At 73.5% G+C, this 19,811-nt stretch carries 17 protein-coding genes and 1 pseudogene; 10 read left to right on the top strand and 8 right to left on the bottom strand.

What is annotated here, in order from left to right:
- Positions 1–732 carry a HEAT repeat domain-containing protein gene (locus AB0O07_RS15525; RefSeq protein WP_365632438.1) on the bottom strand — a complete coding sequence of 244 codons (732 nt, stop codon included), beginning with the start codon at positions 730–732 and terminating at the stop codon, positions 1–3.
- The gene (locus AB0O07_RS15520; protein WP_365632435.1) at positions 729–1,115 is read right to left on the bottom strand and encodes a CPCC family cysteine-rich protein; all 387 of its coding nucleotides are present in this window, start codon (positions 1,113–1,115) and stop codon (positions 729–731) included. Before AB0O07_RS15520 ends, AB0O07_RS15525 begins: the two co-directional genes overlap by 4 nt.
- 360 nt (positions 1,116–1,475) lie before the next feature.
- On the opposite strand from AB0O07_RS15520, the gene AB0O07_RS15515 reads away from it, so the two are divergent.
- Positions 1,476–2,300, top strand: a complete 825-nt coding sequence (locus AB0O07_RS15515; protein ID WP_365632432.1) for a hypothetical protein — start codon at positions 1,476–1,478, stop codon at positions 2,298–2,300.
- 26 nt (positions 2,301–2,326) lie between these two features.
- Here AB0O07_RS15515 and AB0O07_RS15510 read toward each other — a convergent pair whose 3' ends face one another.
- Positions 2,327–3,745, bottom strand: coding sequence for a HAMP domain-containing sensor histidine kinase (locus AB0O07_RS15510; protein ID WP_365632429.1), 1,419 nt, complete (start codon positions 3,743–3,745; stop codon positions 2,327–2,329).
- Positions 3,742–4,403: pseudogene (locus AB0O07_RS15505) on the bottom strand (response regulator transcription factor). The gene AB0O07_RS15510 and the pseudogene AB0O07_RS15505 overlap by 4 nt, the downstream one beginning before the upstream one ends.
- A 244-nt stretch (positions 4,404–4,647) precedes the next feature.
- On the opposite strand from AB0O07_RS15505, the gene AB0O07_RS15500 reads away from it, so the two are divergent.
- Positions 4,648–6,222 carry a protein kinase gene (locus AB0O07_RS15500; RefSeq protein WP_365632426.1) on the top strand — a complete coding sequence of 525 codons (1,575 nt, stop codon included), beginning with the start codon at positions 4,648–4,650 and terminating at the stop codon, positions 6,220–6,222.
- Between the two features lie 75 nt (positions 6,223–6,297).
- Here AB0O07_RS15500 and AB0O07_RS15495 read toward each other — a convergent pair whose 3' ends face one another.
- On the bottom strand, positions 6,298–6,699 hold the full coding sequence (locus tag AB0O07_RS15495) for a DUF5997 family protein (RefSeq protein WP_365632424.1): 402 nt from the start codon (positions 6,697–6,699) through the stop codon (positions 6,298–6,300).
- Between the two features lie 136 nt (positions 6,700–6,835).
- Between AB0O07_RS15495 and AB0O07_RS15490 the strand changes: the two genes are divergently transcribed.
- From AB0O07_RS15490 to AB0O07_RS15460, 7 genes are all read left to right on the top strand, one after another.
- On the top strand, positions 6,836–7,696 hold the full coding sequence (locus tag AB0O07_RS15490; RefSeq protein ID WP_365632421.1) for a LysR substrate-binding domain-containing protein: 861 nt from the start codon (positions 6,836–6,838) through the stop codon (positions 7,694–7,696).
- Positions 7,697–7,763: 67 nt separating this feature from the next.
- On the top strand, positions 7,764–8,129 hold the full coding sequence (locus tag AB0O07_RS15485; protein ID WP_365632418.1) for a hypothetical protein: 366 nt from the start codon (positions 7,764–7,766) through the stop codon (positions 8,127–8,129).
- 145 nt (positions 8,130–8,274) lie between these two features.
- Entirely contained in the window at positions 8,275–9,027 is a 753-nt protein-coding gene (locus tag AB0O07_RS15480) for a GntR family transcriptional regulator (RefSeq protein ID WP_365632415.1), read from the top strand.
- A gap of 404 nt (positions 9,028–9,431) precedes the next feature.
- A complete protein-coding gene (locus tag AB0O07_RS15475) occupies positions 9,432–9,614 on the top strand; it encodes an SPOR domain-containing protein (RefSeq protein ID WP_365632411.1) in 183 nt (60 codons plus the stop codon).
- A 142-nt stretch (positions 9,615–9,756) separates the two neighbouring features.
- A complete protein-coding gene (locus tag AB0O07_RS15470) occupies positions 9,757–10,218 on the top strand; it encodes a (deoxy)nucleoside triphosphate pyrophosphohydrolase (protein WP_365632408.1) in 462 nt (153 codons plus the stop codon).
- A gap of 99 nt (positions 10,219–10,317) precedes the next feature.
- Positions 10,318–10,827, top strand: a complete 510-nt coding sequence (locus AB0O07_RS15465; protein ID WP_365632405.1) for an ATP-binding protein — start codon at positions 10,318–10,320, stop codon at positions 10,825–10,827.
- A gap of 146 nt (positions 10,828–10,973) precedes the next feature.
- Complete coding sequence (locus AB0O07_RS15460; protein ID WP_365632402.1) at positions 10,974–13,541, top strand: SpoIIE family protein phosphatase; 2,568 nt, start codon at positions 10,974–10,976, stop codon at positions 13,539–13,541.
- A gap of 175 nt (positions 13,542–13,716) precedes the next feature.
- Here AB0O07_RS15460 and AB0O07_RS15455 read toward each other — a convergent pair whose 3' ends face one another.
- Positions 13,717–15,684, bottom strand: coding sequence for a TPM domain-containing protein (locus tag AB0O07_RS15455; RefSeq protein WP_365632399.1), 1,968 nt, complete (start codon positions 15,682–15,684; stop codon positions 13,717–13,719).
- A 127-nt stretch (positions 15,685–15,811) separates the two neighbouring features.
- On the opposite strand from AB0O07_RS15455, the gene AB0O07_RS15450 reads away from it, so the two are divergent.
- Positions 15,812–16,825 carry an acetylxylan esterase gene (locus AB0O07_RS15450; RefSeq protein WP_365632396.1) on the top strand — a complete coding sequence of 338 codons (1,014 nt, stop codon included), beginning with the start codon at positions 15,812–15,814 and terminating at the stop codon, positions 16,823–16,825.
- 125 nt (positions 16,826–16,950) lie between these two features.
- On the opposite strand, the gene AB0O07_RS15445 is transcribed toward AB0O07_RS15450, so the two are convergent.
- Entirely contained in the window at positions 16,951–17,808 is an 858-nt protein-coding gene (locus AB0O07_RS15445) for a succinate dehydrogenase/fumarate reductase iron-sulfur subunit (RefSeq protein WP_365632393.1), read from the bottom strand.
- On the bottom strand, positions 17,805–19,763 hold the full coding sequence (locus tag AB0O07_RS15440) for a fumarate reductase/succinate dehydrogenase flavoprotein subunit (RefSeq protein ID WP_365632391.1): 1,959 nt from the start codon (positions 19,761–19,763) through the stop codon (positions 17,805–17,807). Before AB0O07_RS15440 ends, AB0O07_RS15445 begins: the two co-directional genes overlap by 4 nt.
- Positions 19,764–19,811: the final 48 nt, after the last annotated feature.

The following is a 19,811-nucleotide window of genomic DNA, read 5'->3' as shown; positions in this document are numbered from 1 at the left end:
TCACCTCTCCGGGTATAGGTCGGTACGGTCGATCCAGGTGGGGGCGACGAAGATGTTGTCGCCGGCGGGGGCTTCGGAGGCTTCCAGCAAGGACCACATGCGGGACTCCTCGACCAGGTGCTCCCAGGGCGCGGTCCAGTCGAGTTCCCAGTCCAGGCCGGGGCCGGAGACGCCGTATGTGCGGCCGGCGTCCACCCGCCAGAACTGGGAGTAGAGGATCACCTGGGCTTGGTCGGTCAGGTCGTTGATGATCTCGGTGAAGTGGGCCGAGGGCCAGCCGGGGGCGTTGTCCGCAGTGGTGGCTCGTAGGCGCGCGGTGAGCGGTGGGACGACGGGGGTGCGGGCGCCGAGTTCGGTCAGGGCCCAGCGGATGCCTTCCGGCTCGCTCCAGTCCGGCGGGGTCGCCCGTTCCAGGCAGTCGCGGTAGGCGCGGCGCAGGGGCTCGACGGCGCTGTCGATCTCCAGGCTCGCCAGGGCCATGGCCGCCCATTCGCGGACGGTCGGGTTGTCGCTGTCCAGCAGGCCGATGAGAGCGGGGCCGCAACGGGGATCGCCTACCTCCTCGAAGACCTCGATGGCGGTCAGCTGACCGCAGCCGCCGAGGGAAGGAAGACCGTTGATGACGGCGGGTATGGCGTCGGCGCCGATCCAGATCAGCTCCGCGCGGGCGTCGTAGGACTCGTCGGCCTTGCCGTCGAGCTGCTGGACGAGTGTCTCGATGTGGGAGGTCATGACGCGGAGTGGTCCCGGCGCCAGAAGGCGGGGAGCCACCAGCAGAGCACCGAGTGGTCGTCGGGCCACGGCGCACGGTCCTGGGCCGCCCAGTCCTCGAAGGAGTCCCGTGTCAGGTCGATGGGGCGCCAGGCGGGGTCGAGCGGCTCGTCCTCGGCCGGCGGGCGGACGAACCGGCGGCCGTGCTCGTCGCAGGCGCCGAAGTCCTGGTAGTTGCGCTGGGCCTCGATCAGCGAGACCTTGTTCGCCCCTCCGGCCATGGTCGGCCAGCGGAACTGGACCCCGTCGTCCGCCCAGAAGCAGACGGGGCAGATCTCGTACGAGCCGGGCATCGCGCTCAGCACGCGGTGTCCGCAGCACGGGCAGGGGTAGGAGTCGCTCACCTGCGCAGTTTCGTTGCAGGTCCCGTCCGTGTGCCATGGATTTCTCAACCTCGGGCCCCCCGGCCAGTCCGCAGGACACCCGTAAACGGTCGTCGGGAACCAACGCATGCCAACGAGGAATCCCAGGTCAGGGCCCTGCGCGGGGATCCGCCGCAGGTCAGGATCTGGGTCCAGACATTCCGCTTCAATGTGTAGCCGCTTCATTGCCGTGTGTTGGTGATCGTTTGGATGTGCGGGCCATTGTGCTGGCCATAAGGGGTCCACTCCTCCGGGAGTGGGCCCTTGGTCGTTTCCTGTGGCGCAACGGGGTCTGGCCCGGCGGTCAGGATGTGTTCAGGTGGAGCCTGGCACGGTCGCGGCATGACACACGATTCCTCGCGAACGGCGTCCTTCGCCGTGCCTCAGCATGTCTCCGGCCGTGGCCACCGGGTCCGCTGGAACAAGGTCCCCGAGATCACCGTCTACTTCTGGGTCATCAAGGTTCTCTGTACGACGGTGGGGGAGACGGCGGCGGATCTGCTCGCCGGGAAGGCGGGGCTCGGGCTGACCGGTGTTTCGGTGCTGATGAGCGGCTTGCTGGTGCTGGTGCTGGTCGTGCAGTTCCGTACCCGCGCCTACCGTCCGGGTGTGTACTGGCTCGCCGTCGCGCTGATCAGCGTCGTCGGTACCTTGATCAGTGACAATCTGACCGACAACCTGGGCGTACCCCTGGAGTTGAGCACGGCCGTGTTCGCCGTGCTTCTCGTGGCGGTGTTCCTCGTCTGGTACGGACGTGAGAAGACGCTGTCCATCCACAGTGTCGACACCACCGGCCGTGAAGCCTTCTACTGGCTCGCGGTCCTGTTCACCTTCGCCCTGGGCACCGCCGCCGGTGACCTCGTCGCCGAACGTATGGCCCTGGGGTACCTGACCTCGATCCTGGTCTTCGCCGCGGTCATCGCGGCCGTCGCCGTCGGTCACCTCACTCTTGGACTCGACGCGGTGTGGAGCTTCTGGATCGCCTATATCCTCACCCGGCCGCTGGGTGCCTCGGCGGGCGACTGGCTCTCCCAGCCCACCGGAGACGGCGGCCTGGGGCTGGGCACCGTCGTCACCAGTGTGCTCTTCCTCGCCGTGATCCTGGGCCTGGTCGGGTATCTCACCCTGACCCGCAAGGACTCCGCGGCGTCCGCCACATCGGTCTGATCCGCCGGTGCCCCGCCACCGTGCGGTCAGCCGGGCACCTCGACCACGAAACGTGCGCCGCCGTCGCGGGCCGTCTCGTGCCGGACCCGTCCGCCCACCGACCTGGCCAGCCGCGTCACCAGTGCCAGTCCCAGTCCGGCCCCGTCGTGTCCGTCCCCGGGAGCGGCCCGTCGGCCCGGCTGGAACAGGTGGGGTACGAATGCCTCCGGGACGCCGGGGCCGTCGTCGCTCACCGCGATCCGTACGCCCTCGGGTGTCGCCAGCGCGGAGAGCGTCACCGTCGAGCGGGCGTAGCGCAGCGCGTTGACGTACAGCGGGCTGACGATACGTTCGAACACCGCCGACGCCACGCCGGCCCGCAACCGGGGATCCACGTCCACCACGGTGCGGACCCCGGCGCGGGCCTCCCGCCCGGCCAGGCGGTCCAGCACGACGGCGACCCGGCACGTTCCGGGTGCGTCGGGCGGGTCCGCCGCGGTGGCCCGCGAGTGGTCCAGCAGGGTATCGCAGATGGCCTGCATCGACGATGCCGCCTCGGCGATCACCGCATGGGCCCGGCGGGTCTCGGCCGCGCTGCGCGGCCGGGCCCGCCACAGCTCCACCTCGCCCATGATGCGCGCCAGCGGCGTACGCAGTTCGTGCGAGAGCTCCGCGGTGAGCTGCTGTTCGTGACGGACCATGCCGCGGATCCGGTCCAGCAGTGTGTCCAGGGACACGCCCAGGTGATGCAGCTCCTGCGGGGCATCGGCCGATGCGAGACGGGTGGCGGAGGAGACGGCGCCCCACTCGGCCGCCCGGCCGGTCATGACGGCCACCGGGCGCAGCGCCCGGGCGACCGACAGCCGGGTCAGCAGATAGGTGCAGCCCAGCATCACCACCCCGATCCCCACGGACCCGGCCAGCAAGGTGTCCGCCGAGCTCGAATAGGGCGCCAGGTCGACGGCGGCCACGGCCACGACCTTCTGGACGGCCACGACCTTCTGGTACGGCGGCGAGATGTCCTGGGCGCAGAGCCGCCACCCCGCGTCCTCGCCCGACGCGGCGGCGGCCGTCGTACACGCCGGTGCGCCCGCGCTCGTGCCCGCGTCCGCGCCCGCGCTCGCGTCCGCGATCCGCCGGGCCGCCCGGGCCAGCGGGCGGTGGTGCCGGGTGAGCACCGGCTGCTCCACGGTCCGGGGCCCGTCGTAGATCCACACATTCGCGTCGAGGATGTCGTCGTGGGGGGCCTCCCGTACGCGTACCCGGTCGCCGGAGACCTCCACGGTCGAGGCGACGGCGGCGAGTCTGGCGTGCAGCCGGTCGTCCGCCTGGGACCGCGCGTGCTGTGCCGCGGCGGCGTTGAAGACGATGGTGAGGGTCGTCAGGAGCAGGGCGGCCGTGGCGACGGCCACCAGCGCGAGCCGGCCTCGCAGCGTCCGGGGAACGGGCTTCCGGACCGGGGTCATGCGAGCCGGTGCCCGACACCGCGCTGGGTGTGGACGGTCAGCCCGCTCCCGGCTCCGCGCAGCTTGCGCCGCAGTCTGCTGATGTACTGGTCGAGGGTGTTGTCACTGACCCAGGCGCCGTCCGGCCAGCCGGCCCGGAGGAGTTCACGGCGGCGGACCATCGTGCCGCCGGCCGCGACCAGAACCGCGAGCAGCCGGAACTCGGTGGGCGAGAGCGGCACCTGCCGGCCGCGCACGCGGGCGCTCAGCGACAGCGGATCGACCTCTACGTCGCCCACGTGGTGCTCCCGCGCCGGCGTGGCCCGCTTCAGCAGGGCGTTTGTGCGGGCGATGAGTTCGCGCAGGTGGAAGGGTTTGCACAGGTAGTCGTCCCCGCCCGCGGCGAAGCCCGAGAGCCGGTCGTCAGATGTCCGCGGGCCGTGAGGAAGATGACCGGCGCGTCGAGCCCGTGGGCGCGCATGGCCTGGCACACGTCGCGGCCGTCCGCGTCGGGCAGCCCCACGTCCAGCACCACGGCCGCGATCCCGGTGGCGGCCAGCCTCAGCGCCGTCGCGCCGTCCGCCGCCAGCACCGGGACGAAGCCCTCCTCCGCGAACCCCCGGCGCAGCACGTCACGCAACGCGTGGTCGTCTTCCACCAGCAGAATCCTGTGGGACACGGGCGACTCCCTCCGCACGGGCGCTCTGGTCGCGTCACCCATTGTCTACTACGACGTAGACGGTGAAGGTGTGATGGTCGCAACATGCGCACATCACTCCCTTGACGTGCGGTGGTCGTCACTCCGTGCGACCCGCGACCGCTTCCGGGCCGCTTGCGCGCGCGTACCATCCTGTTCGCCGGTGCGCGGCCACCCGGCCGGTGCCTGGCACGAGCGATGATCCACATTCCTGGGGAAAAGTTTCATGAACAAGCTTCAGCCTTCGGACCCGACGTCCATAGGCGGCTATCCGTTACTCGGCAGACTCGGCGCGGGGGGTATGGGGCAGGTGTTCCTGTCCCGTACGGCGTCGGGGCGGCTGCTCGCGCTGAAGACCATCCGTGACGATCTCAGCTCCGAGCCGGGGTTCGAGGAGCGGTTCGCGCGCGAGATCCGGAGCAGCGACCGGGTCCGTTCGCCGTGGACCGTGACCGTCGTGGACTACAGCGCCCCGGGGCAGAGTCCGCAGTGGCTGGCCACCGAGTATGTGCCGGCGCCCTCGCTCTCCGACTGGGTCTCGGCCCACGGGCCGCTGCCGGCGAGCGCGCTGCTCTCGCTCGCCGCCGAGCTGGCCGGCGCCGTACAGGCGGTGCACCAGGCCGGTCTCGCGCACCGGGACATCAAGCCGGGGAACATCCTGCTGGCGCGGGACCGGCCGCGGCTGATCGACTTCGGGGTCGCGCGGGCCGCCGACGACAGCCGGCACACCCGCCTCGGGGTCTCCGTCGGCTCCCCCGGGTATCTCGCGCCGGACCAGGCCACCGGCGGGGTCGCCGCCGAGCCCGCCGATGTCTTCTCGCTCGCCGCCGTCCTGGTGTACGCGGCGACCGGGCAGGGGCCCTTCTCGCCCCGGGGGCAGCAGATACCGGCCGCCGCCCTGCTCTACCGGGTGGTGCACGAGGAGCCCGACCTCGACGGCGTACCCGCGGAGCTGGTGCCGCTGCTCGCCGCCTGTCTGGCCAAGGACCCGGCCGCGCGTCCGACGGCGGCGCGGCTGGCGGAGTGGGTGGCCGAGCGGGGCGGGCGGCTCGGGCGCTGGCCCGAGGAGTGCCCCACGGGGCTCGTCGGGCAGCTGACCGAGGCCGAGCACGCGGCGGCGCTCACCGTCGTCGGCCTTCCCGCCCCCGCGCCGGGGCCGGGGACCGTCCAGGCGACCATGGTGTCCGAGGCCGCCCTGCCCGTTCCGGCGGAGCCGCGTTCCCGGCAGGGGCGGACGGCCGTTGTCGTCGGTGCGGTGGTCGCGGCTCTGGCCGTCGCGGGCGCCGTCGTGTTCACCACCGTCGACGGGCCCTGGCGCTCCTCGGGGGGCGACTCGGCCGCCGCCGCGGGGCCCTCCGCCTCCGGGGAGGCCCTGCCCCCGCAGTCGGCGTCGCCGTCGGAACAGCCGTCCGGCCCGGCGCAGGAGCCGCAGGAGCCCCAGGAATCTGAGGGGGTGGTGGATCCGGGCGCTCCGCTCAAGGTCATCGAGGCCACGTTCGAGCTGGTCACCGGGGATTCCGTGGAGACGGAGAACCGGAGCCTGCGCATGCAGGTCGACGGCAACCTGGTGATCTACGACCGGACCGGCAAGGCCCGTTGGGCCACGAAGACCTCGGGCGAGGGGAACACCGCCCGTTTCCAGCCGGACGGCAACCTGGTCGTCTACAACGGCGAGGGCAAGCCCGTCTGGGCCTCACGCACCAACGGCAACCCCGGCGCGGTCCTTGTCCTCCAGGCCGACGGGAACATGGTCGTCAAGGCCGGCGACGCCAAGGTCTGGGCGGCGGGAAGCGAAGGCTGAGGGAGGAGCAGGAGGCAAGAGAAAGAGGCAGGAGAAAGAGGCAGGGGCTTACGGGGGCTCCTGTCCTACGGGGGGTCAGGCTTCCTCGTGGGCGGTACGGGCCGCGGCGTGCTTCTCCTTGACGCGGGCGGCCTCCTTGCGGACCTCGGCCTGCGTGGCGCGCTCCCGTACCAGCCACTCCGGGTTCTCCGCCTTCAGGGCGTCGATCTGCTCCGTGGTGAGCGGGTCCGTCACGCCGCCGCGCGCGAGCCCCGCGATGGAGACGCCCAGCTTCGCCGCGACCACCGGACGGGGGTGCGGGCCGGTGCGGCGCAGGGCCGTGAGCCACTCGGGCGGGTCGGACTGGAGCGCGTTCAGCTCGGTACGGGAGACGGCACCCTCCTGGAACTCCGCGGGGGTGGCCTCCAGGTACACGCCCAGCTTCTTCGCCGCTGTCGCGGGCTTCATCGTCTGGACGGTGGTCTTGTGCGAGGTCATGACAGCAAGCGTAACGAGCGGTGAAGGGCGCGGTGACCATGGCCTGCGGACCGGGGCGACCTGGGGACCGGTGTGACCTGCGGACCGGGGTGACCGTGGCCCACGGGGTGACGGCGGCGCCGGTACCCTGGGTCCGGTGACAGGCTCGGACACCTCTCCCTCCTTCAGGCTCGCGTATGTGCCGGGCGTGACGCCCGCCAAGTGGGTGCGGATCTGGCAGGAGCGGCTGCCCGGCGTTCCGCTGGTCCTCGCCGGGGTCCCGGCCGCCGAGGCGCCCGGGATGCTGCGGGAGCGGGGCGCCGACGCCGGGCTCGTACGGCTGCCGATGGACCGGACCGGGCTCAGCGCGATCCCGCTCTACACCGAGACGACCGTGGTGGTCGTGCCCAAGGACCATGTCGTGAGCGCCGTCGAGGAGGTCTCCGTCGAGGAGCTGGCCGGCGAAGTGGTGCTGCACCCGCTCGACGACACCCTGGAGTGGGAGCGGCTCCCCGGCCGCCCCGCGATCGAGCGGCCCGCCACGACGGGGGACGCCGTCGAACTGGTCGCCGCGGGCGTGGGCGTCCTCGTGGTGCCCCAGTCGCTGGCCCGGCTGCACCACCGCAGGGACCTCACCTACCGGCCGCTCCTGGACGCCCCCACGTCCCGGGTGGCGCTCTCCTGGCCGGAGGACGGGACGACGGATCTGGTGGAGCAGTTCATCGGGATCGTGCGGGGCCGTACCGTCAACAGCACGCGAGGGAGGCCGGCCCCCGCTCCCGCGAACTCCCGGGCCGCGAACGCCAAGGGCGCGAACTCCAGCGCCGGGTCCGCCACGTCAGGGTCCGCCAAGTCCGGGTCCGCCAAGGCAGCCGGGAAGGCCCGCGCCGGTGGCGCCGGTACGGGGCGCAAGCCGGCCGGCGGCCAAGGCGGCGGCAAGCCCGCCGGGGGCAAGGGCGGCCACGGCGGCAAGGGCGGGGCCGGTGCCCGGCGGGGGAAGCCCCGGCGGCGCTCCTGAACTCCGCGGGAGGCGGCGGGAACCCCCGTACGGCCTCCGTACGTCTGTCCCCCTGATGCCGATACATATGACGCGACTGAGCACGGGTGACGAAGACGGTGGCGCGCCGCCGGCCACCCGGGGGTGGGTCGGCCGGCTGGCCGTCGTGGGCGGGTTCCTGCTCGGGGCCATGGTGTGGGCGAAGGGGGCGCGGCCGGGGGTGATCGGCGCGTTCGAGGGGGAGCGCGACCTCAGCCTCGTCTACCTCGAACTGCCCCTGCTGCTCTTCGGGATGCCCGCCCTCGCCCGAGCCGGATGGGGGCAGCTCACCGGCGCGCTCCGGCTCCGCGCGTGGGTGGCGGCGCCGCTTCTGCTCGGGGCGCTCGCCCTCGCCGCGTGGGGTGCGCTGGCCTGGCTCGACATGCGGACCGCCCCGTTCACGGAGCGCTGGTGAGCGGCGCCGGCCCTGCTGCCCCTGCTCAGCGAAGCCGCAGCGTAAACGGAAATCATCACATCGAGTGAAACCCTGGCCCACGCTTGCGGCCAACAACCGACGGTTGCCAGTCTGTTGCTGTCTGTCAACCTGATGGGAGTGGCCCGTGGCCTTCGGTGAGCAGCCCGCTTATCTGCGCGTGGCGAGTGATCTGCGCGAGAAGATCGTCAACGGCGCGCTGCCCCCGCATACCCGGCTCCCCTCGCAGGCCCGGATCCGCCAGGAGTACGGCGTCTCCGACACCGTCGCCCTGGAGGCCCGCAAGGTGCTGATGGCCGAGGGTCTGGTGGAGGGCCGCTCCGGGTCGGGGACGTATGTACGGGAGCGGCCCGTGCCACGCCGGATCGCGCGCTCCGGGTACCGGCCGCCGCTGGGGTCGAGCCCGTTCCGGCAGGAGCAGGCCGAGGCGGGCGCGCGGGGGACGTGGGAGTCGCGCAGCGAGCAGTGCGAGGCGTCCCCGGAGATCGCCGCCCGGCTCGGCATCGAGCCCGGTGACCGGGTGATGCGCACGCGGTACGTCTTCCGGGAGTCCGGCGACCCGATGATGCTCTCCACCTCCTGGGAGCCCCTGTCCGTGACGGGGCGTACGCCGGTCATGCTCCCCGAGGAGGGGCCGCTCGGCGGCTGCGGGGTGGTGGAGCGGATGGCGGCCATCGACATCGTCGTGGACAACGTCGCGGAGGAGGTCGGCGCGCGCCCGGGGCTGGCGGACGAGCTGATCACGCTCGGCGGGGTGCCGGGCCATGTGGTGATGGTGCTGGAACGTACGTACTACGCGTCGGGGCGCGCGGTGGAGACGGCGGATGTGGTGATCCCCGCAGACCGGTACCGGATCGCCTACCATCTTTCGGTCAAATGACGGACGGGCGCCCCGTGTCGCCCTTCCGGTGGCGCCGGGGAGCGCGTGACAGTCGCTCGCGCGCGGGCGTTCGCGCGGGGCGTCCACGCCCCCTGGGTCCGCTTCCACAGGTCTGACCGCTGACGATACGCGGTCACGCATCCGCCCGACGCCCGTACGGGAGCCCCCTGTTGGGGGCGGCACCGGCCGCCTGCGGGGGTGGCGCGAGCCCATCGGGGGCAGAGGGCGCATTCGGTTGAGTGCGCCCCCTGCCCCCGGTTTTCGGCGCTTTGTTGGCCGGATGAGTTCCTCTTCGGCCAAACAGATATTCGCTGAGTAAATGTCAGGCGTACGCTCGGGCATATGCGGAATGCGGTTTCCTGTAGGTCTTCGGAGAGACGCGGGGCGTCGGCGGAAGGGGCTCGATGAACGACAGCGGAGCCCTGCTCCCATGGCTGGTGATACGGGAGGACGACAACGGCAATCGCTACCGCGTCGGCAGGTACGCCACGGAGGACGAGGCCCGGAAGATGGCCGACGGCCTCGGTGAGCGCGGACACCGCCAGGTGTACTGGGTCGAGCGCGCGAGCCAGACGACCACCCCGTAGCCGTACCCCCCGTAGCGGAACCGTCCGCCGGCCGGACCGCCCCGTGGCCGGCCCGCTCCGGCTCCCGCCCGGCCCCGGCTCGTCGGACCTGCCCTCCCCGTCGGCCGTCCCCGGGTGGTGTTGGCGCGTTACGCTCCGGCGCATGAGTGATCGTGTGGTGGTGGCGGGCGCCGTGTGCGACGGCGGCAGGCTCCTCGCGGCCCGGCGCAGCGCGCCGCCCGAGCTGGCCGGCCGCTGGGAGCTGCCCGGCGGCAAGGTGGAGCCGGGGGAGTCCCCGGAGCAGGCGCTCGTCCGTGAGCTGCGGGAAGAACTGGGCGTGGAGACGCGCCTGGTGGAGAGGCTTCCCGGCGAGTGGCCGCTCAAGCCGGGCCGTGTGCTTCAGGTGTGGACGGCCCGGTTGCTCGCCGGGGGGCCCGCGCCGCTCCCGCTGGAGGACCACGACGAGCTGCGCTGGCTCCGCCCCGACGAGATCCACACGGTCGACTGGCTCGACCAGGACCGGCCCGCCGTCGCGGAAGCGGCCCGGCGGCTCGCCTCCGCCTCCCCCTCCGCGTCCGCGTCCGCAGTCAGGTCCGCGTCCCTCGATGAGGGTAGTTGTCCTTAATTCCGGGTATATGACGAACTGCCCCCTCTTGCCGCTCTCTCTCGCGACGGCGGGGTGAGGGAGGACGGGGGGTGCCGTCGGTCCTGTTCGGATGGGGATGTGGTCGGCTTGATCGACACCGCGGACGGCGCCCGCGCCGAGTGGACCTTCCCTGCCGCACCCGGCACCGTACGCACCGCACGTCACGCGGCGTACGACACCCTGGCCGCCTGGGGGCTGCCGCCGCCCCTGCGGGACCTGGCGGTCCTGCTGGTCAGCGAGTTGGTGACCAACTCCCTGCGCTATACGGTCGGACCGGTCGGCCTGCGCCTCGTCCTGCCCCCGACGGCCCTCCCCGGAGCAGTGCCCTCCGGAGACGAGACTTCCGGAGCCGTACGTCCCGGAGACGCGCCTTCCGGAGCCGTACGCCCCGAAGCGCCGCCCCCCGCCGCGACCCTCCTCGTCGAGGTCTCCGACCCGCTGCCCGATCCCCCCACCGAGCGCACCGCGGGCCCCGAGGACGAAGGCGGGCGCGGGCTCCGGCTCGTGGCCTGTTCCGCGCGACGCTGGGGCACGCGGCGCGGGAAGACAGGTAAGACCGTGTGGTTCGAGCTGTCCCTCCCTGGTTAGAAGTCTGAGGGGAGAACGATCACGTCACGCTCGGCTCAAAAAGAACGAGATTGTGCTGTGATCGTGAACGGCGTGCCGGTCGGGGCCGTAGTGCTGAATACTGCGGGCATGGCCGGTCCGGTGCGTGAGCTGGAGGGGACGGTCGCGTGAGCGAGACAGCTGAGACGGCGGGTGACGTCGTATGGCAGAGCAATCCACCCGGCTCCATCTATGACTACATCAAAATGGCGTCCTTCTCGATCGGCCCCGACGGGCTGGTCGACCAGTGGAGCGAGCGCGCCGCCGAACTCTTCGGCATCGGCGCGCACCAGGTCAGGGGGCGGGATCCGGTCGAGGTCCTGATCCCGCCGGAGCTGCGTCCGCGCTACCACCGCCGGGTCAAGGAGATCCTCGACGGCAAGGAGTGGACCGGGCTGGTCCCGTTCCAGGCCGGCGAGGGCCCCGGGCAGCAGGGGCTGGCCGAGATCTATGTCATGCCGAGCGAGACGGAGCGTGGCGAACGCGGGGCGCTCTGTCTCGTCGTGGACGTCCGGGCGCTCCAGCGGATCGAGACCGACCTCGCCTCGGCGCAGGCGATTTTCGGCCAATCTCCCTTCGGGTTTCTGCTGTTCGGGGACGACCTCCGGGTACGACGCGCCAATCAGCGGTTCGCCCGGGTCTTCGGCGGCGAGGTCGGGGACCACCGGGGCCGTACGGTGTACGACTACCTCTCGCGCCCCGAGGCCGACCGGCTCACCGGCGCCCTCAAGCGCGTCCTGGCGACCGGAGACTCCGTCAGCGGCCTCCAGATCGTCGGCACCGCACCCGAGGACCAGGAGCGCAGGCACTGGTCCGTCAACCTGTACCGGGTGCACAGCGGCTCCGGGCGCACCATCGGCGTCGCCGGGGTCGGTACGGATGTCACGCGCCGCCACAACGCGGCCCGGGAGGCCGCCAGCGCCCGCCGCGACCTCGCGCTGCTCAACGAGGCGAGCGCGCGCATCGGCAACTCCCTCGACCTGGAGACCACCGCCCGCGAGCTGCTCGGGGTCGCCGTGCCCGGCTTCTGCGACCTCGCCTCCGTCGACCTCTACCAGTCGCTGCTGACCGGCGACGAGACCCCGCCGGGGCGCGGCGGCTCCTCCGGCGCGGAGTCCGGCGGCGGCAGCGCCCGGCTCCGCCGCGTCGCCTTCGCCAGCGCCGTCTCCGACGGGCCGCTCTCCGTCCCGGGGGGCGACGGCGCCGACGGCACCGACGGCTATGCCGCGCCGGACGTCGGGGCGGTCCACCGCTTCCCGTTCAGCTCCGTGAGCGCGAGCGCGCTGCGCACCGCCCGGGTGCAGGCCATCCCGGGCGAGCCGGGCAGCCTCGTACGCTCCACCCTCGCCGTTCCGATGGTCGCGCACGACACGGTGATCGGGCTCGCCCAGTTCTCCCGTACGAAGGGCAGCGAGCCCTTCGGCGACCAGGACCGGGCGCTCGCCGTCGAACTCGCCGCGCGGGCCGCCGTCTGTATCGACAACGCGCGCCTCTACCGCCGGGAGCACGAGCGGGCGCTGATCCTCCAGCGCAGCCTGCTGCCCCCCGGCGACCCGGAGGCCGCCGGGCTCGACATCGCCTGCCGCTATCTGCCGGGCAACACGGCGACGGAGGTCGGCGGCGACTGGTTCGACGTCATCGAGCTGCCGGGCCACCGCACCGCGCTGGTCGTCGGCGATGTCATGGGGCGCGGGCTGCGGGCCGCCGTCGCGATGGGCGAACTCCGCACGGCCGTACGGACCCTGGCCCTGCTCGACCTGGAGCCCGCCGAGGTGCTCTCCGCGCTGGACGAGATCGCCCGGGGGCTCGGCACGCCCAGCGGCGCGCAGCAGGCGTCGCGGGTCGCGCACAAGTCCCGGGACGCGGAGCTCTCCGAGGTGTACCTCGCCACCTGCGTGTACGCGGTCTACGACCCGGTCACCCGGCGGTGTGTCTTCGCCAACGCCGGCCATCTGCCGCCGGTCCTCGTGGAGCCCGACGAGGAGGTCCTGATGCTCGACGTGCCGCCCGGCATGCCGCTCGGCGTCGGCGGCGAACCCTTCGAACAGGTCGAGGTCGATGTGGCGGAGGGCGCGCTGCTCGCCCTCTACACGGACGGCCTGGTCGAATCCCGTGACCAGCCGCTGGACGAGGGGCTCTCCGCGTTCCGCGCGGCCCTCGCGCACGCGGCGCGCCCGCTGGAGGACGTCTGCGACCACGTCCTCACCACGCTCGACACCCGGCACGGCGAGGACGACATCGCTCTGCTGATGGCCCGGATCCAGGGGCTGCCCGCGGAGGCCGTCGGCGACTGGAACCTGCCCCGCGAGCCCCGCTCGGTGGGCCGCGCCCGCGAGCTGGCCCGCGCGCAGCTCACCGCCTGGGACCTCGAACCACTGGTCGACACGGTCGAACTCCTCGTCAGCGAGCTGGTCACCAACGCGCTCCGGTACGGCGAGGGCGAGATCAGGCTGCGGCTCCTGCGCGACCGTACGCTCGTCTGCGAGGTCTGGGACGGCGGCCTCGTCCAGCCCCGCCGCCGCAGGGCCCGCGACACGGACGAGGGCGGGCGCGGCCTCCAGCTGGTCGGCCTCCTGAGCGCGGCCTGGGGCTCCCGCCGCACCCCCCGGGGCAAGACGGTCTGGTTCGAACTCCCCCTCCCGGACGGCAGCCCGGCCCCGGAACCGAGCGTGGAGCAGTTGCTGAGCATGTTCTGAGACGGGGGCGGGGGCCGGGGGCGGGGGCCGGGGCGCGGGAGCGGGCGCGCCGGGCGCGCTTGGTCCCGGGGCCGGCGGGGCTCGTACCCGGTACCGGGGCCGACGAGGCTCGTACCGGTACGCGGATACGGTGCCCAGGGCCGCCGCTGGGGCCACGCGCCCTGGGACTTCCGGTTCAGGGGGAGCGCCGGAGCCGGGTTTCTCCGTTCAGCCGGGCTCGGGTGCCGGTGCCGCCGAAGGCGGCGGGGGCGCCGTCGACGAGGATGCCGCCCAGGAGCGCCCCGCCCACGCCGCCCCCCATGGCGCGAGCACCGGGCGCGCCGTAATGACTGTCGTACGCGCGCACGTCCCGCTCCGCCAGAGCCTGCGCCTCCCGGGCCAGGGCGCCCGCCCGTACCGCCTCCGCCAGAGCCGTCCGGGGGTCACCTCCGGCCGCCTGCCCCTGGGCCCACTCCAGGTGCCGTCCCGCCTCCGAAAGCCGGGTGCGGGCCTGGCTGCCCGCCGCGCCCCGGTGCGTGGTGACGTAGGTGCCGGCGGCGGCGTGCGCCGAACGCGCCGTCAGCAACGCCCGGTCCAGCCGCGCCCGGCGGGGCCGGGTGTGGCCCGGTCCTGCGTGGTCCGGGCGTGTCCGGTCCGGTCCTGCGTCGTCCGGGCGCGTCCGGCCCGGTTCGGTCCGCGTCGGGCCTGCCTGTTCCGGTTGCGTCCGCTCCGGGCCTGCCTGTTCCGGTTCGGTCCGCGTCGGGCCTGCCTGTTCCGGTTCGGTCCGCTCCGGGCCTGTCCGTTCCGGTTCCGTACGCTCCGGGTCGGCCTGGTGCGGTCCCGTCTGGTGCCGGCCGGCCCCTTCCCGCTCCGCCCGCTCCGTATCCGCGACGGCCCGTGGCCCGCCCGCCGGCAGGCCGTCCAGCGCCGCTTCCGCCTCCTCGATCCGGCGCAGGGCGTCGAGCGGGTCGTGCGGGCCCGCGTTCACCGCGCGCCGTACCTCAGCCGTCGCCGCCTCCGCCCGGCCGACGCGGTCCCGGAGGGCGGCGGTCGTCGGTGCGTCGGCCGGAGGGTCGCGCAGCAGGGCGTGGGCGTTCTTGAGGGCCGCCTCCGCCTCGGTGAGCGCGGCGGGGAGGAGGCCGGCCGCCTCGTCCACTTCCCGGGCGCGCCGCTCCACGGACTCGATCAGCGCCGCCGCCTGCCCCACCGCGCCCTCGGCGGCCCGGACATGGACGGCGGCCCGCGCGTTGTCGCCCGACTCCACGAAACCGGCCGCCGTGTCGAGGGCGTCGGAGGCGAACAGCAGCCGGTCCGCCGCCTGCTCCGGTCCGTCGGCGACCGGTGCGGACGCCGACCCCGCGTACCGCTCGCGGAGCGCGGCCAGCGTGGCGCGCGCCGCGTCGGTCCGGCCGCTCAGCGCCCGGTACGCCGCCCGGGCGGCGGCCAGCGCCTCCGGCGCCTCGCGCTCCGGCGCCCGCAGCCGGTCGAACGCCTCGGCCTCCGCGTCCAGCCGCCGGTCCGCCGCCGCGCAGCGGGCCACGATCTCGTCGAGCGGCCCGCGCCGCGCCGCGTCGTCCCGGGTCTCCGCCTCGTCCAGCTCCTGGTGCGACCGGAACGCCACCGTCAGCTCCCCGCGCGCGAACGCCACCGCGTCGGCGAACGGCGCCGTCGCCGCCGCCCCGAACCGCGCCGTGGCGACGGCCAGTTCCTCCTGGCTGGTCCGGAGCGCGTCGTCCGTCGCGGTCAGCCGCCGGCCGGCCGTGGCGGTCAGCTCGGGGAGCGGCTGCGAGGCCGGGCCCGTCAGGTGGAGGGTCCGTGCCGTTCCCCGCCTTGGACCGGCCGGCCGGCCGCCCGGCGTCGTACGGAACCGGGCGCGGCAGGAGCGTCGTACGAAGGTGTACGCGGCCACCGCGACCGCCGCGAGCACCACCAGCAGCGGCAGGATCCAGGCATCGCCCGCCCCGCCGCCCCGCGCCGCCCCGCCCGGGCCGGTCTCGCTCCGGAGGGCGGCCCCGGCGGCCCAGGCAGCTCCCGGCGCCGCCGCCCAGCACGCCAGGAGCAGCAGCGGTGCCGCCGGAGCCGCGAGAGCCGTGCAAGCCGTGCAAGCCGCGAGAGCCGTGCGGGCGCGGGCGCGGGAGCGGGCGGAGGGCGTGGTGGGGGTCACGTTTCGGAGGTTATGTCCGTGCCGTACCGGCCGCGACCGGACCTGGGCGGGCGGGTCCCGGGGGCGCTCGTCGGCGCCCTGCCCGAGCTCCTGTCCGGTGGCCGGGGCGTCCGCTAATGTCGCGATCATGCCCGTGTTCTCGCATGGCTTCCCCTTCGATCCGGCCCACGGCCGGAGCCTCGATCAGCTCCTCGCCCTCCCCGCGCCCACCGCGCCCGCGGACTTCGACGCGTTCTGGACGGAGCGGTACGAGGCGGCGCGCCGGGTGGTGACCGCCCCCGCCGTGGGGCCGCTGGAGGAGGAGCGCGACGGCGCGCGGATCTTCGGCGTCTCCTTCACCTCCGTCGGCGGGCTGCGGCTCGGCGGCTGGCTGGTGCTGCCCGCCGACGGCCCCGCCGAGCACGGCTTCGTCGTCGGGCACGGCTACGGGGGCCGCCAGGACCCCGGGACGGACGTTCCGCTTCCGCTGCCCCGCTCGGCGGCCGTCCTGCCGTGCGTACGGGGGCTCGGCGCGCGCAGCCGGCGCCCCGGTATCCCGGGCGAGGCGGGCGAGCACGTCCTGTACGGCATCGACTCCCGCGACACCTATGTCCTCGGCGACTGCGTGGCGGATCTGTGGTGCGCGGCGTCGGCGCTGCTGGAGCTGGTGCCCGAGCTGGTGTCCGAGCCGGCGGGGGGAGCCGGGGACCGGCCCGGGGCGCGGCTCGGGTATGTGGGGGAGAGCCTCGGCGGCGGGCTCGGCGCGCTCGCGCTGCCCTGGGACGACCGCATGGGGTGCGCCCAGCTCACCGTGCCCGCCTTCGGCGACCGGCCGCTCGGGCTCACCCTCCCCAGTGTGGGCAGCGGGAGGGCCGTACGGGCGTACCACCACGACCATCCCGGGGTCATGGACGTCCTGCCGTACTTCGACGCCGCCACCGCCGCGAGCCGGATCCGGGTGCCGGTGCTGGTGGCGGCGGCCCTCTTCGACCCGTCCGTACCGCCGCCGGGGCAGTTCGCCGTGTACAACGCGCTGGCCGGACCCCGCGAGCTGTACACCCTGTCGGCCGGGCACTTCGCGCACCCGGACGAGGCGCGGGAGACGGCGGAACTCGACGCGGCCCGCAGGCGCTTCTTCGGGGAGCGGCTGCGCCGTACGTGAAGCGGAAGCCGAGGAGCCGGGGAGCCCAGCCGAGGAGCCGAGGAGCCGGGCGGAGGAGCCGGGGGCCGGGCGGAGGAGCCGAGGAGCCCAGCGGAGGAGCCGGGGAGCCGGGCGTGCCGCGTCCGCTACGCCTCCCTCCGCCGGATCTTGTTGCCCAGCCACACCAGCGGGTCGTACTTCCGGTCCGCCGCGCGCTCCTTCAGCGGGATCAGCGCGTTGTCCGTGATCCGGATGTTCTCGGGGCAGACCTCCGTGCAGCACTTGGTGATGTTGCAGTACCCCAGCCCGTGCTCCTCCTGCGCCGTCCGCTTGCGGTCGAGACCGGACTCCTCGGCCGCGTCCAGCGGATGCATGTCCAGCTCCGCCACCCGCATCAGGAAGCGCGGCCCGGCGAAGGCCGGCTTGTTCTCCTCGTGGTCCCGCACCACATGGCAGGTGTCCTGGCACAGGAAGCACTCGATGCACTTGCGGAACTCCTGCGAGCGCTCCACATCCATCTGCCGCATCCGGTACTCCCCGGCCGCCACCCCCGGCGGCGGTACGAACGCCGGGACCTCGCGGGCCTTCGCGTAGTTGAAGGACACGTCGGTCACCAGGTCCCGGATGACCGGGAAGGCGCGGAGCGGGGTGACCGTCACCGTCTCCGTACGGGAGAAGACGGACATCCGCGTCATGCACATCAGCCGGGGCCGGCCGTTGATCTCCGCGCTGCACGAACCGCACTTGCCCGCCTTGCAGTTCCAGCGCACCGCGAGGTCCGGGGCCTGGGTGGCCTGGATCCGGTGGACGATGTCGAGGACGACCTCGCCCTCGTGCACCTCGACCGTGAACTCCGTCAGCTCCCCGCCGTCCGCGTCGCCGCGCCAGAGCCGGAACGTCGCCTCGTACGAGGAGGAGGACGCGCCCGTACCCGTACCCGTGCCGGCAGCCGTGCTCGCCTCCGCGCTGCCCGTGCCCGCGCCCGTACCCGTCTCTGTGCTCACTCGTGCAGCTCCTCTTCGGCGAGGTACTTGACCAGCTCTTCCTTCTCGAACAGCGCCAGCAAGTCCGGCCGGATCGGCTCGGTCGTCCGCCGGTCGAGCGCGATCCGTCCGCCCTCCGCTTCCGCTCCGCCTTCCCTTTCCCCTTCCCCTTCGTCCACGAGGCGGCAGTAGAGGTTGACCCGGCGCCAGTCGGCCACCATGACCGGCCAGTCCTCCCGGGTGTGGCCGCCCCTGCTCTCCGTACGCTCCAGGGCCGCCCGCGCCACGCACTCGCTGACCAGCAGCATGTTCCGCAGGTCGATCGCGAGGTGCCAGCCGGGGTTGAACTGCCGGTGGCCCTCGACCACGGCGCGCCCGGCCCGTACCCGCAGCTCGGCCAGGGTCTCCAGGGCCTGCGCCATCTCGGCCTCCCGGCGGATGATGCCGACCAGGTCGTTCATGGTCTGCTGGAGCCGCTGGTGCAGGGTGTACGGGTTCTCCGCCGGCCCCGGGTCCCCGGGGGACCCCTCGCCCGCCGCCCCGCCCGCCGCGCCGAAGGGGCGGAGCGCCTCGGCCGCCGCCGCCTCGATCCCCGCCTCGTCCGGGACCGGGCGCTCCGCGGTCTCCGCCGCGTGCCCGGCGGCGTACAGCCCCGCCCGGCGGCCGAAGACCAGCAGGTCGGAGAGGGAGTTGCCGCCGAGCCGGTTGGAGCCGTGCATACCGCCGGCCACCTCCCCCGCCGCGTACAGACCCGGCACCCCGGCCGCCGCGGCCGTCTCGGAGTCGACGGCGATCCCGCCCATCACGTAATGGCAGGTCGGGCCGACCTCCATCGGCTCCGCCGTGATGTCGACATCCGCGAGCTCCTTGAACTGGTGGTACATCGACGGCAGCCGCCGCCGCACCACCTCGGCGGGCATCCGGGTCGAGACATCGAGGAAGACCCCGCCGTGCGGCGACCCGCGCCCCGCCTTGACCTCGGCGTTGATGGCGCGCGCCACCTCGTCGCGGGGGAGCAGCTCGGGCGGGCGGCGGTTGTGGTCCGGGTCCTCGTACCAGCGGTCGCCCTCCGCCTCGGACTCCGCGTACTTCTCCTTGAAGACGTCCGGCACATAGTCGAACATGAACCGCTTGCCCTCGGAGTTGCGGAGCACCCCGCCGTCGCCCCGCACCGACTCGGTGACGAGGATGCCCTTGACGGACGGCGGCCAGACCATCCCGGTCGGGTGGAACTGCACGAACTCCATGTTCAGCAGCGGCGCGCCGGCGAGCAGCGCCAGCGCGTGGCCGTCACCGGTGTACTCCCAGGAGTTCGAGGTCACCTTGAAGGACTTGCCGATGCCGCCCGTCGCGAGCACCACCGACGGCGCCTCCAGCACGAAGAAGCGGCCGGACTCGCGCTCGTAACAGAAGGTCCCGGCGACCCGGCCGCCGGAGTCCTTGAGGATCCGTGTGACGGTGCACTCCTGGTAGACCTTCAGCCGCGCCTCATGGTCCCCGTACTCCCGGAAGTCCTCCTGCTGGAGCGCGACGATCTTCTGCTGGAGGGTGCGGATCAGTTCGAGCCCGGTGCGGTCGCCGACATGGGCGAGCCGGGGGTACTCATGGCCGCCGAAGTTGCGCTGGGAGATCCGGCCGTCGGGCGTACGGTCGAAGAGCGCGCCCCAGGTCTCCAGCTCCCAGACCCGGTCGGGGGCCTCCTGGGCGTGCAGCTCGGCCATCCGCCACTGGTTGAGGAACTTCCCGCCGCGCAGGGTGTCGCGGAAGTGCGTCTGCCAGTTGTCGCCCGCGTTGACATTGCCCATGGAGGCGGCGATCCCGCCCTCGGCCATCACCGTATGGGCCTTGCCGAAGAGGGACTTGCAGATGACGGCGGTGCGGGCGCCGCGCTCGCGCGCCTCGATGGCGGCCCGCAGCCCCGCCCCGCCCGCTCCCACGACCACGACGTCCCACGGCCGGCGTTCCAGTTGCGTCATGTGTGAAGGCTCACCTCAGAGCTCGGAGTCGCATGGGTGCACTGACTG

The sequence above is a fragment of the Streptomyces sp. NPDC093085 genome (genome assembly GCF_040683935.1).
GTDB lineage: Bacteria > Actinomycetota > Actinomycetes > Streptomycetales > Streptomycetaceae > Streptomyces.
The sequence above is the reverse complement of the archived record's forward strand: the minus strand, read 5'-3'. Positions and strand labels throughout refer to the sequence as shown.

What these genes read in the sequence shown, in the direction of transcription:
- AB0O07_RS15525 (WP_365632438.1), bottom strand. Translation starts at nt 732, where the DNA reads ATGACCTCCCACATCGAGACACTCGTCCAGCAGCTCGACGGCAAGGCC.
- AB0O07_RS15470 (WP_365632408.1), top strand. Translation starts at nt 9,757, where the DNA reads ATGAGTGATCGTGTGGTGGTGGCGGGCGCCGTGTGCGACGGCGGCAGG.
- AB0O07_RS15500 (WP_365632426.1), top strand. Translation starts at nt 4,648, where the DNA reads ATGAACAAGCTTCAGCCTTCGGACCCGACGTCCATAGGCGGCTATCCG.
- AB0O07_RS15495 (WP_365632424.1), bottom strand. Translation starts at nt 6,699, where the DNA reads ATGACCTCGCACAAGACCACCGTCCAGACGATGAAGCCCGCGACAGCG.
- AB0O07_RS15450 (WP_365632396.1), top strand. Translation starts at nt 15,812, where the DNA reads ATGCCCGTGTTCTCGCATGGCTTCCCCTTCGATCCGGCCCACGGCCGG.
- AB0O07_RS15485 (WP_365632418.1), top strand. Translation starts at nt 7,764, where the DNA reads ATGACGCGACTGAGCACGGGTGACGAAGACGGTGGCGCGCCGCCGGCC.
- AB0O07_RS15510 (WP_365632429.1), bottom strand. Translation starts at nt 3,745, where the DNA reads ATGACCCCGGTCCGGAAGCCCGTTCCCCGGACGCTGCGAGGCCGGCTC.
- AB0O07_RS15515 (WP_365632432.1), top strand. Translation starts at nt 1,476, where the DNA reads ATGACACACGATTCCTCGCGAACGGCGTCCTTCGCCGTGCCTCAGCAT.
- AB0O07_RS15475 (WP_365632411.1), top strand. Translation starts at nt 9,432, where the DNA reads ATGAACGACAGCGGAGCCCTGCTCCCATGGCTGGTGATACGGGAGGAC.
- AB0O07_RS15440 (WP_365632391.1), bottom strand. Translation starts at nt 19,763, where the DNA reads ATGACGCAACTGGAACGCCGGCCGTGGGACGTCGTGGTCGTGGGAGCG.